The following is a 15,170-nucleotide window of genomic DNA, read 5'->3' as shown; positions in this document are numbered from 1 at the left end:
GTCCGTGAGGACGCCGGGCGATCCGGCCGGAACCGGCACCTTGCCAGCCGGGCGGAGCAACATGACCGATCCGATCGCGAAGAAGCGGCTGCGGCCGCCTCTGATGTTCGCCTTTCGGGAAGCGCATCTGGAAAAGGATGCGAAGACTGCGCTCGACCTGAGGGACGAGGGCGGCGAGCGCGTGATTGCGAACCGGCGTGCGGCGCCGCGCGCCGCCATCACCGAACAGAAGCTCAGGCGCGAGATCGCGTTCGACCTCGATGCTTTGGTGAACACTATCAACCTCGCCTCCGCGCTCGATCTCGGGGGGCTGGAGCATGTGCGCCGCTCCATCCTCAACCACGGCTTTCCGGATCTGACGCGGCTGTCGATCGACGAGCATCGCGTCGATACGATCCGAGAGGATCTGGCTGGTGTGCTGATGGGCTACGAGCCACGGCTGATCCGCAAGTCGATTGCCGTCGAACGGGACCACGCGCTGGATCCGGCCGAACTCAAGGTGCGTTTCCTCGTGCGCGCCGATCTCAACTGCGAGCCGCTCAACGTGCCCGTGGAGTTCGTCGCGGATCTCGAACTCGATACCGGCAAGATCGCGATCAAGGGGCGCTGACGCGATGAACCAGGAGTTTCTAGACCTCTACAATCAGGAACTCAGACTCTTCATGGAGCACAGCAAGGAGTTCGCGGAGGAATATCCCGGCATTGCCGAGCGGCTGGGAGGGCTTGTCGGCGAGCGCATGGACCCGATGGTCGGTGGGCTGCTGGAAGGCGCCGCCTTCCTCGCCGCGCGCGTGCAGCTGAAGCTGAAGCATGAGTTCCCCGAATTCACCAACAACCTCCTCGAACAGCTCCTGCCGAACTACCTCGCGCCGACACCCTCGGCGCTGCTCGCCGGCATCACCCCGCCTTATTCAGATCCAGGCCTGCGCGAGGGTGTCCGGATTCCGCGTGGTTCTTACGTCGACGCGACCTATCTCGAACGCGAGCGGCGCGTTGCCTGCCGTTACCGGGTTGGCTCGGACGTGATGCTCTGGCCCTTCGAGATCACGGCGGCCGAATATATCCCCGCGCCAGGGCCGCTGCAGGCGCTCGGCCTCAAGGCCGGGCCGCGCGCGCTGGCGGGGCTGCGCCTGACGCTGATGCATCGCGTCATGGCCGATTCCGAGCAGGAGCCTTCGGCGGCCGAAGCGCAGAAGAACCCGGCGAGCTGGTTTGCCGGCTGCCGCGCCCGCGAGCTGAACTTCCATCTGCTCGGCGGCGAGGGCGATGCGGTCGCGCTCTACGAGCAGCTATTCGCGAACTGCATCGGCATCCATTTCCGCCATCTCGACCCGTTCGGCGATCCGGTGGTGACGCCGGGCGAGGGCTGCCGGCTGGAGCAGATCGGCTTTGACGAGGACGAGGCGCTGCTGCCGGCCGATACCCGCATCTTCCGCGGCTTCGAATTGCTGCGCGAATTGTTCTGGTTCCCGCGCAAGTTTCTCGGCTTTCGGCTGGATGGGCTGGACACGATCATGCCGAAGCTCACCGCCAAGACGGTCGAGATCATCTTCGTCTTCGACGAGGTCAATACGCGGCTGCCGGGCGCCGTGCGCAAGGAGATGTTCGCGCTCTACGCGGCGCCTGCGGTCAACCTCTTCGAGAAGACGGCCGACCGCATCCCTGTGAAGAGCAATCAGCACGAATTCCATGTCGTGCCCGATCGGAGCCGCGCGCTCGACTACGAGCCGCACAGCATCCTGTCAGTCCACGCGCATTATGCCGGCGGGCGCGAGAAGCAGCCGGTGCACCCGCTCTATTCCTCGCCCGAGGGCGCGTCACCGCTGCAGGGGCTGCACTATACGCAAAGGCGCCTGCCGCGGCGGCGCTCCTCGGCCGAGCGGCGGCAGGGGCGCGCCTCCGACTATACCGGCACGGAGATGTTTATCTCGCTGGCCGAGCCGGCCAGGGTGGGTGACAGCGCCTCTGTGGCCGAGCTCAGCGTGCGCGCGCTCTGCTCGAACCGGCACCTGACCGAGCATCTCCCGACTGGCGTCGGCGGCGCCGATTTCCGGCTGATCGACAATGTCTCGCTCGATCTCGTGTGCCTCGCCGGACCGACGCCGCCGCGCGAGCCCATCGTCTCGCAGCTGCGCTTGCGGGCGGAGACCGCGAGCACCGGCGTCGTGACCTGGCGATTGATCAACCTGCTCAGCCTCAACCAGCTCGGCCTCGTCCAGCGCGGAGCAGGGCAGAACGGCGAGGCGCTGCGCGAACTGCTCTCGCTCTTCGCCGACCTTGCCGACAGTGCGACGGAGCGGCGCATCCGCGGCATCAAGGATGTCGACAGCCGCCCCGTCGTGCGCCGCTTTCCGCAGCGGGCCGGAACGGGGGCAGGGCGCGGTCTCGAGATCACCGTTCTGCTCGATGAGAAGGCCTTCGAGGGCTCGGGCGTCATTCTGCTCGGGGCGGTGCTCGACCGCTTCTTCGCCGAATACGCGGCGATGAACCATTTCACCCAGACGGTGATCCGCACGGTCGAGCGCGGCGAGGTGATGCGCTTTCCACCGCGCGCCGGTTCGAGGCGAATCCTGTGACGGAAGAGGCCGCCACCCCGCTGGAAAGAGCGCCGGATTTTCAGGCGCAGCTCGAAGCCGAGCCCTGGCGTTTCGACTTCTATGCGGTGATGCGCCGGCTGGAGCGCAGCTTCCCGGAGAAGCCGCGCATCGGCGATGTCGCCTCGCGGCGCGAGGAATACGTCGCGCTGGGAGAGCAGGCCTTCCTTGATTTTCCGGCCTCGACCATCGCGGAGGCGGATCGCGACGCGCAGGGCAGGCTCCGGCTCTTCGTCAAGTTCCTCGGCTTGCTCGGTCCCCAAGGCGCGCTGCCGCTGGCGACGACCGAGGAGAGCTATCACTGGCAGATCGCGCGGGACGATGCCTTTCCGCGCTTCCTCGACATCCTCAACCATCGCTTCCTGCAGCTGTTCTACCGGGCCTGGGCGGATTCGCGGCCGATCGCGCAGCATGACCGGCCCGATCTCGACCGCTTCGCCGCCTATATCGGCAGCATGATCGGCGTGGGCTCGAAGCCCTATCGGGATCGCGACAGCGTGCCCGATGCCGAGAAGCTCGCCCATGCCGGGTTGATCGGCGCGCAGGCGAAATCCGCCTCGCGGCTCCAGAGCTTCCTCGCGGGACTGTTCAAGGCGGATGTCGAGATCGAGCAGTTCGTCGGCATGCGCCTCGTCTTCGATCCCGGCGACCGGACGCGGCTTGGGCAGGCGCATTGCGCGCTGGGCGGCGACGCGCTGCTCGGCGCCAGCGTCTACAGCGTCGAGGACAAGTTCCGGGTGAAGATCGTGGCTGGTGATCTCGGCGAGTTCGAGCGCTTCCTGCCGGATGGCGACCGCTGCGCGCCGCTGGCGGATGCCGTCTTCCTGCATCTTGGCGAGCAGTTCGAGTGGGATGTCGAGCTTGCGTTGCCGGTGGGCGAGGCGAAACCCGTCAGGCTCGGCCAGTCCGGCCATCTCGGCTGGACGAGCTGGATGGCGCCGAACTGGGCCGTCGAGGAAGGCGCGCTGCGCCGCGACGCCCGTTTCCATCCTGCCGAGCGCATGCGCCTGAAACGCAGCGGCGCCGCCTAACGCTATTCGAAGGGGACGACCATGGCCGATATCAGCCTCGAAGCCGTCACAGGCAAGCTCAACCGGGTCGGCTACGACACCTTCCTGCAGGCGCTGAGGCAGGCCAAGGGCGCCGGCAACCGCAATGTCGAGCTGGCGCATTGGCTCCTGCAGATCCTGCAGGGGAACGCCAACGACCTGACCCTCACTGCGGATCATTACAAGCTCGACCGCGCCAAGCTGCTGATGGAGCTGGGCAGCGTCGTCGAGGGCTTCCGCCGCAACGAGACGGAGATGCCCGGCATCGCCAATCCCATCGTCGATATCCTCGACCGTGGCTGGCACTATGCGACGCTGTTCTTCGGCGAGACGCAGATCAGGACCGGCCATCTGCTGGTCGCGGCGCTGAAGTCGAACGATCTGCGCCGGGCGCTGTCCGGACTGTCCAAGGAGTTCGCCAAGGTTCCGGTCGACGAGTTGGCGGAGGGCTACGGCGAGATCTGGGCAGGCTCGCAGGAAGAGAACCTGCGGCCGATGGACGGCTCCGGCCTGCGCGCCGCCGGCACGCCGGGCGCCGAGGCCGCCGAAGGGCCGAAGGGCACGACCGCGCTCGACCGCTTCTCGCAGGACCTCACCGCCAAGGCGCGTTCCGGCGGCATGGACCCGATCCTTGGCCGCGACGACGAGATCCGGCAGGTGATCGACGTGCTGATGCGCCGGCGCCAGAACAATCCGATCCTCACCGGCGAGGCCGGCGTCGGCAAGACCGCCATCGCGGAAGGCTTCGCCCAGCGCGTCGCGGCCGGCGACGTGCCGCCGCCGCTCAAGGGCGTGAAGGTCTGCGCGCTCGATATCGGCTTGATGCAGGCCGGCGCCTCGATGAAGGGCGAGTTCGAGCAGCGTTTGCGCTCGGTGATCGACGAGGTGCAGTCTTCGCCGACGCCGGTGATCCTGTTCATCGACGAGGCGCACACGCTGATCGGCGCCGGCGGGCAGGCCGGCACGGGCGATGCCGCCAACCTGCTCAAGCCCGCCCTGGCGCGCGGAACGCTGCGGACGATCGCGGCGACGACATGGTCCGAATACCGACAATATTTCGAGAAGGACCCGGCGCTGACCCGGCGCTTCCAGCCGGTGCAGGTCGACGAGCCCGACGTGCTGCGCTGCTGCACCATGCTGCGCGGGTTGATCGGGCCGATGGAGAAGCACCACAAGGTCCGCATTTCCGATGCCGCTATCGTCGCGGCGGTGGCGCTCTCCTCGCGCTACATTCCGGCCCGCCAGCTTCCCGACAAGGCGGTCAGCCTGCTCGACACGGCCTGCGCCCGTGTCGCGATCAGCCAGAGCGCGACCCCGGCGGCGATCGAGGATGCGCGCGTCGCGATCTCCTCGCTGGAGCAGGAGAAGGCGGCGCTGACCTCGGACGCCGATCTCGGCACCGACAGCGCCAAGCGGCTCGGCGAGATCGAGGCCGAGGTTGCGGCGAAGCAGGAGAAGCTGACGGCCCTCGAAGCCGCCTGGGCGAGCGAGCTTGCGATCGTCGAGGAGATCAAGGCGCTGCGGGCCAAGCTTGGCGGGAAGGCGCCCAGCGCGGATCCGGAGGCCGAGGTTGCCAAGCAGGAGGCGGACGGGAATGTCGCGCCTGCGACAGCCGAAGCGGAGGCTCCCGCCGCCGAGATCGCGGCCGACCACGAGGAAGTCCGTGCCGTTCTCCACGCCAAATTCGCGGCGCTTGGCGAGATCGATCCGGCCAACCGGATGATCTACGCCCATGTCGACGAGCAATCGGTCGCCTCGGTCGTCTCGGACTGGACCGGCATCCCGGTCGGCCGGATGGTCAAGGACGAGATCGAGACCGTGCTCAACCTCGCGGAGACGCTGAACAAGCGCGTCGTCGGGCAGGGGCATGGCATCGGCATGATCGCCAAGCGCATCGAGACCAATCGCGCCCGGCTCGACAATCCCAACAAGCCGATCGGCGTCTTCATGCTCTGCGGCCCGTCCGGCGTCGGCAAGACCGAGACGGCGCTGGCGCTGGCGGAAGCGCTCTATGGCGGCGAGCAGAACGTCATCACCATCAATATGAGCGAGTTCCAGGAGGCGCACACCGTTTCGACGCTGAAGGGCGCGCCTCCCGGCTATGTCGGCTATGGCGAGGGCGGGCGGCTGACGGAGGCGGTGCGGCGCAAGCCCTATTCGGTGGTGCTGCTCGACGAGGTCGAGAAGGCGCATCCCGACGTGCACGAGCTGTTCTTCCAGGTCTTCGACAAGGGCCAGATGGAGGACGGCACGGGCCGGCGCATCGACTTCAAGAACACGTTGATCATCCTGACCTCGAATGTCGGCACCGACGAGATCATGAGCCTATCCGCGAACGGCGCGGCCAAGCCCGATCCGGAGCGGATGGCGGTGAGCCTCAGGCCGGCGCTGCTCAAGGTCTTCCCGCCGGCGCTGATCGGGCGGCTCGTCACCATTCCCTATTATCCGCTCTCGTCGGACATGCTGGCCGGCATCGTCCGGCTCCAGCTCGGGCGCATCGGCAAGCGGCTCACCGAGAACCACAAGGCGACGTTCACCTATGACGATGCGGTGGTCGAGCACATCGTCGGCCAGTGCAACGACCCGGATTCGGGCGGGCGCATGATCGACAACATCATCACCAATTCGATGTTGCCGGCGCTCTCGCGCGCCATCCTCAACCTGCAGCTCGAGAAGAAGCCGCTGAGCGAGGCGAGGGTCTCGGTCGAGGACGGCGCCTTCGCTTATCAGGTGGCTTGAACCGCTGCGCTCCGCTCCGCGACTAATGGCGGCTGGGGGCTGCGCGTTCATTCGCACGTGGCTTGGCGCTCCGGCTTGTCGATGGAGTGTCGGTGATCTCGGATAAGCGGCTCGCGCTTCCCGGCCCGGTGCTCCGGATCTCAAGGAGGCGAGCGTGGCACTGTCCGAATATGCCGACTGGTGGGACAAGCAGAAGCGGGAAACCGAAAAAATATTGGGTGAATGGGTCGAGGACAACCCGCAGTGGTGGGCGGTTGCGGTCGCCACCACCGTGCAGACCTCAATGGACCTCGGAGCCGGCACTGTCGATGTGCTGCGCTTCGGTCAGGGCATGGCACAGGGCGGCGTGGCGGGGTTCGGCAAGGACGGCCTGCGCCTGCTCGGCTTGCTCGGCCCGATGGGGAAGGCGGGCGGGATGTTCTCGCGGCTGGTCCATATGCAGCGGATCCGGTTTGCGGTGCAGGTCCAGGGCGTGACCGGACCCTGCACCTTCCAGGCGGTGAACAACGCCATGTCGATTGCGCGGGGGAAGAGCTATTTCGTCACGCTGAAGGAGATGGCGAAGGCCGTCGGCAGGCCGCTGAAGTCGATCACGAAGGACCGGTTCGGCGATCATGAACTCGGCGCGCATGTGAAGCAGGCGCTGGATTTCATGATCTCGCAGGGCGTCAGGGTCAGGCAGCTCCAGGCGAGGTCGATCCAGGGCGTCACCCAGCTGGCCAAGTCGCAGGATGGCGTCACGGTCTTCGCAATCCGCTGCGTGACCACCCGAGGGGAGCCGATCCAACACTCCGTCATCGCGGTGCGCGATGCGCTGGGGCGGGTCCGTTTCGCCGACTATGGCGGCCGGTATCATGCCACGCTCGAGAGCCTCGTCGAAAGCCTGAATGCCGGGGCGGTCAACAAGGCGGGCATCAATCTCATGGAGGGACAGGCGATCGGGGCGGTCAAAACGCTGGGCGTCACCGGGTTTATGGAGCAAGGGATCACGCTGTTGAAAGGCGTCGTCTTCGTCATCGAAGGCATGACTGCGATCGAGACGCTTGAGGGGGTCGACTTCGCCGCGCCAGTCGTCGTAGCGGCCACCTCCGCGCCCGCGAGATCCGACCCGGCGTCGCCGGAGGTCGTCAAGGCGAGCTTCGATGCCTTCAAGCAGCGCAAGCAAGGCAAGACGGTCATCCGGCTGCCCGAGATGGTGATCAGGGCGGGCGAAAAGGCGGCGCCGAAGGCCACGTTGCTGACCGGGGTCCAGTTCCGACTGAATGCGCTGGGCTTCGGAGCAGGACCCATCGACGGCATCAAGGGGCCGAAGACGACGAAAGCCGTGAAGGCCTTCCAGCAGACCTATCCGCCTCTCAAGGTCGACGGCATTCCCGGGCAGAAGACGCAAGACAGGCTCGTGGAGGTCTGCGGCTTCTGACGCGGTGCCGGAATTCAAGGGAACGCGCGGTCATCCCGGGCGACCGGAGGGAGACCCGGATCCACGCCGGAGCGCGTCCAATCGAAGCTCAGGCCTGGATCCCGGCTCTACGCTTCGCTTCGGCCGGGATGATACGCCCTTCCTCGAACATGTCGCGCGCTCTCCAATCGCAATCTGCAAAACTGATTCCGAAATGGCGCGCAACTAATTGTTCCATCAAAGAAAATGGATCATGCCGCCGCTGCGATTTCCTGCTGCATGAAGACGTCGAGCGCATCGCTCTCCTGCTGCGTGAGCCGCAGGCCGAGCTTGCTGCGCCGCCAAAGCACATCCTGCGCCCGGCGCGCCCATTCCGCCTGCATGAGATAGCGAACCTCGCGCTCGTAGAGATCGGCGCCGAAATGGCGGCCGAGATCGGCGGGAGTCTTTGTGCCGGCCAGGATGTCGCGGGCGCGGGTGCCATAGCAACGGGCGAGCCGCGTCACGGTCTTGCGCTCAAGCCAAGCGTTCGCGCCGGCGATCTCGCTGACGAGCTTGTCGAAGCCGCCGACCGGGAAGTCGCCGCCGGGCAGGGCGCCGGTCATTGTCCAGTTGGCACGCGCTGCCCAAGGCGCATGCGGCGCCAGCTTGGCGATCGCGGCTTCCGCCAAGCGGCGATAGGTCGTGATCTTGCCGCCGAAAACGGAGAGCAGCGGGGCCTCGGTCTGCGGAGCGTCGAGCGTCAGGACGTAGTCGCGGGTCGCTTCCTGCGCTTTCGAGGCCCCGTCGTCATAGAGCGGGCGCACGCCGGAATAGGTCCAGACCACGGATTCGGGTGTGACCGGCTGGCGGAAATACTCGCTCGCTGCGGCGCAGAGATAGGCAATCTCCGCCGGCGTCGCGGCGACATCGGCCGGGTCGCCCTTGAAGTCGCGGTCGGTGGTGCCGATCAGGGTGAAGTCCTGCTCGTAGGGGATGGCGAAGACGATGCGGCCGTCCGCATTCTGGAAGATGTAGCAGCGGTCGTGGTCGTAGAGCTTGGGCACGACGATATGGCTGCCCTGGACCATGCGGACGCCGGCCTTGGCGTTGGTGTGGATCACGCCGTTCAGCACTTCGCCGACCCAGGGGCCGGCGGCGTTGACGAGCGCTTTCGCCCAGACCGTTCGCTTGCCTTCAGGGCCCTCGGTCTCGAGCTGCCAGAGGCCGTTCTGACGATGCGCCGATAAGACCCGCGTGCGGGTATGGATCGCGGTGCCGCGCACGGCGGCGTCCATCGCGTTCAGCACGACGAGCCGCGCATCCTCGACCCAGCAGTCGGAGTATTCGAAGGCCTTCGCCTGATTGTCCTTGAGCGGCTTGCCGGCGACATCACGCGCGAGATCGAGCGTGCGCGTGGCGGGCAGGAGCTTGCGGCCGCCGATATGGTCGTAGAGGAACAGGCCCAGGCGCAGCAGCCACGCCGGGCGAAGCCCCTTGTGATGCGGCAGCACGAAACGCAGCGGGCGGATGATATGTGGCGCGATGGCCCAGAGCCGCTCGCGCTCCATCAGCGCTTCGCGCACCAGCCGGAATTCGTAATATTCGAGATAGCGCAAGCCGCCATGGATCAGCTTGGTCGAGCGCGAGGAGGTGGCGCTGGCGAGGTCGTCCTTCTCGAACAGCACGACCGAGGCGCCGCGCCCGGCCGCATCGCGGGCGATGCCGCAACCATTGATGCCGCCGCCGATGACCGCGAGATCGTAGGGGGCGCCGGGGTCCGTGCCGAAGCCGGCGGCGGGCGAGGTGATTTCGGAAGCCATAGCTCGTCTTCTGGCAGACCTGGATGCCGATCGGCAATGGCGCCATCCGGGCCCGGCCGCATCGATGCGATGAACCCGCTCCTGTCGCCAAATCATGGGCGATGTCAATTCGGATCGCTTGACGCGGGGCGCCAGAGGCCGGAACTGGGCCGCGGGGCAGGGCATAGCGCAGGATGATCGAAGCAGAGCGATACCGCGACGGGAGAGTGGCGGCACGGGCGGAAGCGGCCTTGCGCCATCTGCTGGAACTGGCCGGCGCGGCCATCCTCGCCATGCTGTTCGCGGTGGTCATGGCGGCGGTGCTGCGGCGCTATCTGTTCGGCGGCGGCTTCGTCTGGTCGGACGAGCTTGCGATCTGGCTGCATCTGGCGCTGATCGCTGTCGGCGCTCCGCTCGCGGTGACCGGGACGCTGGCGATGCGGCTCGATGTGCTGGTCCGGCTGCTGCCGGAAGGGCTCCGCAAGGTCGCGGCGGTTATCGCGGATGCGATTGCGTTCCATGGAGCGCTTGTGCTGGCGGGGGGCGGCGTCAACGTCGCGTTGCTGGTTGGCGGCCAGTCCACCGTGCTCGGCCTGCCGGAGGCGCTGCGCTTCGCCGTATTCGCCTGCGGCGGCGGCTTGACGGTTCTCGCGCTCCTCCTTCGTGGCCGGCTGGAACGAGGCTGGGCGGCCGCGGTTGCTTCGCTGCTGCTGGGCTTGGGCCTCTACGGGCTCGCGCAGCTCTCCTTCGACCTTTTCCCGATGCCGAGCCTTGTGGCCGCGCTTTTCGCCGGGGCGGGGCTGCTTCTCGGCGCCCCACTGCCCTTCGCATTGCTGGCCGGCGTCTCGCTGACTGGGCCTTTCGGGGGATTGCTGCCGGAGCCGGCGATCGTGCAGACCATGGTCGGCGGCGTCGGCAAGTTCCTGCTCCTGGCCATTCCCTTCTTCCTGCTCGCTGGCGAATTGCTGACGGAAGGCGGGCTCGCCGAACGGCTGATCCGCTTCGCGGCGACGCTGGTCGGCCATTGGCGGGCGGGGCTGGCGCAGACCGCGCTGGTTGCCAGCGTGCTGTTCTCGGGCGCGTCCGGCTCTTCGGTGGCGAATGCCGCCTTCGGGGCGAAGGTGATGGCGCCGACGCTGGTGGCGCGGGGCTATCCGCCAGCGAATGCCGCGGCGATCGTCGCCGGTGTCTCGATGCTGGACAACATCATCCCGCCCTCGATCGCCTTCCTCATCCTGGCGAGTGCGACGAATCTCTCGGTCGGCTCGCTCCTGCTCGGTGGCTTCGTCGCCGGCGGGGTGCTGGCGCTGTCGCTTGCCATCGGCATCCATCTCAGCGTGCGCGACGTGGTCGATGCCGCGCCGAAGGCGAGCGCGGCCGAGCGGGGCAGGGCCTTGATCGGGGCCATTCCCGCGATAGGGCTCGGCGTCGTCGTCGTGGTCGGCATCCGCTTCGGCGTGGTGACGGTGACGGAGGCCTCGGCGCTCGCCGTCGCCTATGCGGCGATCGCTTGTCTCATGCTGCGCAGCGTGAATTGGCGCGGCGTGCTGGCGGCGCTGCGCAAGTCCGCGGCCGAGGCGGCAGCGATCGGCCTTTTGATCGGAGCCTCGGCGCCTTTCGCTTTTCTGCTCGCCGTCGATCGCATCTCCGAACAGATGGCAGGCCTCGTCACGATGTTCGGGGCGGGCCCATACGCGGTGATGCTGCTCGCCAATCTCGTATTGCTGGTGGGCGGGCTCTTCCTCGATATTGGCGCGGCGATCCTGCTGCTGGCGCCGCTCCTCCTGCCGGTCGCGGTTGCAGCGGGACTCGATCCGATCCAGTTCGGCGTCGTGCTCGTCGTCAATCTGATGATCCACGGGCTGACGCCGCCGCTCGGCATCCTCGTCTACGTCGTCAGCGGCATCATGCGCGTGCCGGCGGCGGCGGTGTTCCGGGCCGTACTGCCGCTGCTCGGGGTGCTGCTGGCGGCACTCATGGCTCTGTCGCTGGGCATGGCTGCGTGGCCCGCGCTTGCGCCGACGCTTAAGGCGCTGTTTTGATGCGCGCTTCTTCGCCCGGCGTCCGCGCCGTATCGTCGCCTTCGCCGTGAGCCTGCCCCGGACCTGATGCCGTCATGATCTTCACCGACATCGCGACGCGGACCTATAACCATGGCTGGCGGCTTGACCCGATCATTCGCAGCCTGCTCGACACCGATTTCTACAAGCTGCTGATGCTGCAGATGATCCGGGCGTCCCACCCGGACGTGCAGGTCACCTTCTCGCTGATCAACCGCTCGAAGCACATCCGCCTCGCCGATATCGTCGACGAGGGCGAGCTCCGGGCGCAGCTCGACCACGCCCGTTCGCTGCGCTTCACCAAGAACGAGCTGATCTGGCTGGCAGGCAACAGCTTCTACGGCAAGACGCAGATGTTCTCGCCGGACTTCATGGGCTGGCTCGCCGATTTCCAGCTTCCCGAATACGACCTGCGTCGAGTCGACGGGCAGTACGAGCTGCATTTCGAGGGACCCTGGACCCACACGACGATGTGGGAGGTGCCGGCGCTCGCCATCATCAACGAGTTGCGCGCCCGGCGCGTGATGCTCGGCCAGAAGCGCTTCTCGCTCGATGTGCTCTATGCCCGCGCCAAGGCCAAGATGTGGGACAAGGTCGAGCGGCTGCAGAAGCTGCCGAACCTCAAGCTCTCCGATTTCGGTACGCGCCGGCGCCACGGCCATCTCTGGCAACGCTGGTGCGTCGAGGCGCTGAAGGAGGGGTTGGGGCCGGCCTTCACCGGCACGTCCAACGTGCTGCTCGCCATGGACGCGGACCTCGAGGCCATCGGCACCAATGCGCATGAGCTGCCGATGGTGCTGGCCGCGCTCGCCGATTCGGACAAGGAGCTGCTGCGTGCGCCCTATCGCGTGCTCGACGAATGGCGCCAGGTCTATGGCGGCAACCTGCTGATCGCATTGCCGGACGCGTTCGGGACCCAGAGTTTCCTGCGCCATGCCCCGGGTTGGGTGGCGGACTGGACAGGGTTCCGCCCGGACAGCGCTCCGCCGATTCCAGCGGGTGAAGCGATCATGACCTGGTGGCGCGAGCACGGGCGGGATCCGCGCGAGAAGATGCTGGTCTTCTCCGACGGCCTCGACGTCGACGCGATCGAGCGCGTCTACCACCATTTCGACGGCAAGGTCCGCATGGCCTTCGGCTGGGGGACGGATCTCACCAATGATCTCGTGGGCTGCTCGCCGGACGGTTCGCGCGCGCTCGATCCGATGTCGCTGGTCTGCAAGGTGACGAAGGCAAACGGGCGGCCGGCAGTGAAGCTTTCCGATAACCCGGAGAAGGTTTCCGGCGATTCCAAGGCGATCGAGCGCTACCGGCGGGTGTTTGGAGTTTAATGACGTAGGGTAAGCAAAATATGTTGCCATTATGTTCTCGGCGCGCGATATTGCTCGCGGGTTGGGGAACTCGGCATGATGCGCTTACTGGTTGTGTTGTTCGCGGCGCTCGCCGTGGTTGCCGCTACGGCGGCTTCATTTGCCGAAACGATAGGACGTGAACGGCTGAACGAAGCTCGGCCTCTCAGCGAGGCCGAGCTGGCGGGGCTGCTCACGACCATGATCAAGGGTCGCGCCGGCGTCAGCGCTGTGCGCGTCGAAGCCGGCGATGTGGTTTTCAGGGCAGCCGGTCACGATGTCCGGATGGGGTTGGCTCCGCTCAGCGCGCAATTCAATGCTTTACCAGACGCGAAGAGTCGGCAGGGCGCTTTCGACAAGCTGACGCAACGTGTCACCGAGGCGGTCGCGGGCCAGTCGGCCCCCAAGACCGAAGCGGAGCGTGCACGGTTCATCGCGGCTCTGATCCCTGTCATGAAGAACCGATCCTATGTCGAGCAGTTCGCCGCTATGGCTCGCAAGAAGGGTGATCCCAACGCGCGATTGCTACATGTTCCGCTGGAGGGCGACATCATCGTCGCAGCGGCACTCGATCTTCCGAAGATCACGCGCTTCGTCTCCGTTGGGGAGGGCGGCCAGTACGGGATGAGCGACAAGGACGTGCTGCGCGCGGTTCTGGACAACTGGGTCCGGCGCGTCGACCGGTTCGAGATCCATGATTTCGGAAAGCTGCGGAGATTCCATTTCGGCGAGGGCGACTACAACGCCTCGATCCTGCTGCTGGAGAATCCCTGGAAGGACGTTCCGAATCTGCCACGCAATGTCGCCATCGCCGTGCCCTCACGCAACATCCTCGCCTTCGGAGACGCCGACGACACCGAGGCAGTCGCCGCGCTGTGCTTGCTGACAGGAAAGCCCCCGATGGCGGCTTTCCTGTCAGCAAGCAGCTCTACAGGTTAGGTCCGGAGGGTTTCCGCGTCATGCCCTAGCCGCACGGGGGGCTTTTGGAAGCCTGCGGCGGCCGGCAGCAAGGCGCCGCGGTACGCAGGAAAGCTTATCGACGGGTCTTCGGAATGGCCCCCAACGGCCTGCCGGAGGGACGATTAGGATGCAGCCCTTAGTCGTAATGGCTTGGCCGAAAGCAGCGCGCTAGTCCCGACTCCGAAGATGCCGGGGGCGCTCCAATATGATTCGTTTGTGTCTTGCGGTCGCGGTTGCTGCCGCCTTGGCTGGCTGCGTGGTGCCGGAGCGACGTCTGTCGATTGCCGATGTCCGGGAGCTGAAGATCGCCGACGTGCTGGTCGAGTTTCCGATGCAGCCTCCGGGCCAGCCGGATAAGATTATCTGGCCGAAGGCGGCTCTCGCTTACGCTCAGCTCAAGATGCCGGCGGCCACGAGGCCGGGGCAAAGCGGTCGCGATCCGACAGGGACCTCCTTGCCGAGCAGCCCAGAGCAGGCGGAGTGGGATGCCAAGTTCACCGCTTTGATGCAGAGCCCGGCAGCAGCGGCACAGACGCGCGGCACACTGGCGGAGCTTGTACGCGACAGCTTTAAGAAGCGGTTCGTCGACCAGCCGGCCGGACGCCGGGCGGTGAAGCTCAAAGTCATCGTGAAAGGGCTTCAGGCTCCCGGAGGGCAGGCCAATTTCTCTGCCGATGTCATCGTCCTCGACGGCGTTACCGGTCGGCCTCTGAGCGAATATCCGGATCTGGTCGGAATTCGCGCAGCGTCACAGGCAGTCGTGCCAGCCACTCCGATCGGCATCATCGTAGGCCTTGCGGCCTTGGCCGTCATAGACCAGATCCGTGCTGATCCGGCGCATGACGCGATCGACGACGCATCCTCGCGCTTCTCCGGATGGCTTCTTCGCGAGTGATCAGGCGGACAGTGCCGGCCTGTGACAACGGTCGGCAGCGCGGCCGCCTGCCTCGCTGCAACCGACGTGTGGCGCAGGCCTGACGGCCTCGGCCTGGCCTGCGGAGCAGGGAACCTTGCATCCCGCTTCAAAACCCCCTAATGCGACCGCGTTTCAAGGCCCCGGAGGGCCGCCTTCGAGGACAAGGGTGTCATGGCCAAAGAGAAATTCGCTCGTACGAAGCCGCACTGCAACATTGGCACGATTGGTCACGTCGACCATGGCAAGACGTCGTTGACGGCTGCGATCACGAAGGTCCTGGCCGAGTCCGGCGGCGCGTCGTTCACGGCGTATGACCACCAGAT

General features: G+C 66.4%; 11 protein-coding genes. 10 read left to right on the top strand and 1 reads right to left on the bottom strand.

Annotated elements, in window-relative coordinates; all coding sequences use genetic code 11:
- Nucleotides 1-61: 61 nt before the first annotated feature.
- The 5 genes from AC1DE3_RS00055 to AC1DE3_RS00035 all read left to right on the top strand — a co-directional run bounded on the left by AC1DE3_RS00055 (nucleotide 62) and on the right by AC1DE3_RS00035 (nucleotide 7,802).
- Entirely contained in the window at nucleotides 62-610 is a 549-nt protein-coding gene (locus tag AC1DE3_RS00055; protein WP_476779330.1) for a GPW/gp25 family protein, read from the top strand.
- A 4-nt stretch (nucleotides 611-614) separates the two neighbouring features.
- A complete protein-coding gene (gene tssF, locus AC1DE3_RS00050; RefSeq protein ID WP_476779331.1) occupies nucleotides 615-2,576 on the top strand; it encodes a type VI secretion system baseplate subunit TssF in 1,962 nt (653 codons plus the stop codon).
- Nucleotides 2,573-3,625: a type VI secretion system baseplate subunit TssG gene (tssG, locus tag AC1DE3_RS00045; protein ID WP_476779332.1), complete on the top strand. Its 1,053-nt coding sequence runs from the start codon at nucleotides 2,573-2,575 to the stop codon at nucleotides 3,623-3,625. Before tssF ends, tssG begins: the two co-directional genes overlap by 4 nt.
- A 21-nt stretch (nucleotides 3,626-3,646) precedes the next feature.
- Nucleotides 3,647-6,382, top strand: a complete 2,736-nt coding sequence (gene tssH / locus AC1DE3_RS00040) for a type VI secretion system ATPase TssH (RefSeq protein WP_476779333.1) — start codon at nucleotides 3,647-3,649, stop codon at nucleotides 6,380-6,382.
- Nucleotides 6,383-6,536: 154 nt separating this feature from the next.
- On the top strand, nucleotides 6,537-7,802 hold the full coding sequence (locus AC1DE3_RS00035) for a peptidoglycan-binding domain-containing protein (protein WP_476779334.1): 1,266 nt from the start codon (nucleotides 6,537-6,539) through the stop codon (nucleotides 7,800-7,802).
- A gap of 230 nt (nucleotides 7,803-8,032) precedes the next feature.
- Here the strand turns inward: AC1DE3_RS00035 and glpD are convergent, their stop codons facing one another.
- Nucleotides 8,033-9,583, bottom strand: a complete 1,551-nt coding sequence (gene glpD / locus AC1DE3_RS00030; protein WP_476851885.1) for a glycerol-3-phosphate dehydrogenase — start codon at nucleotides 9,581-9,583, stop codon at nucleotides 8,033-8,035.
- Between the two features lie 173 nt (nucleotides 9,584-9,756).
- Here glpD and AC1DE3_RS00025 point away from each other — a divergent pair, with 173 nt between their 5' ends.
- The 5 genes from AC1DE3_RS00025 to AC1DE3_RS00005 all read left to right on the top strand — a co-directional run.
- A complete protein-coding gene (locus tag AC1DE3_RS00025; RefSeq protein ID WP_476779336.1) occupies nucleotides 9,757-11,604 on the top strand; it encodes a TRAP transporter large permease in 1,848 nt (615 codons plus the stop codon).
- Between the two features lie 74 nt (nucleotides 11,605-11,678).
- Nucleotides 11,679-12,953 (top strand): nicotinate phosphoribosyltransferase, encoded by a 1,275-nt coding sequence (gene pncB, locus AC1DE3_RS00020; protein WP_476851884.1) that lies wholly within the window; start codon nucleotides 11,679-11,681, stop codon nucleotides 12,951-12,953.
- Between the two features lie 75 nt (nucleotides 12,954-13,028).
- Nucleotides 13,029-13,910 carry a hypothetical protein gene (locus AC1DE3_RS00015; RefSeq protein ID WP_476851883.1) on the top strand — a complete coding sequence of 294 codons (882 nt, stop codon included), beginning with the start codon at nucleotides 13,029-13,031 and terminating at the stop codon, nucleotides 13,908-13,910.
- 226 nt (nucleotides 13,911-14,136) lie between these two features.
- A complete protein-coding gene (locus tag AC1DE3_RS00010) occupies nucleotides 14,137-14,826 on the top strand; it encodes a hypothetical protein (RefSeq protein ID WP_476779337.1) in 690 nt (229 codons plus the stop codon).
- A gap of 192 nt (nucleotides 14,827-15,018) precedes the next feature.
- On the top strand, nucleotides 15,019-15,170 hold a 152-nt coding region (locus tag AC1DE3_RS00005; protein WP_476852253.1), incomplete at its 3' end, for a GTP-binding protein.

Source organism: Allobosea sp. 10L417, from assembly GCF_056395485.1.
Note: the sequence above shows the minus strand (reverse complement) of the source record. Positions and strands in the feature narration are given on the sequence as shown.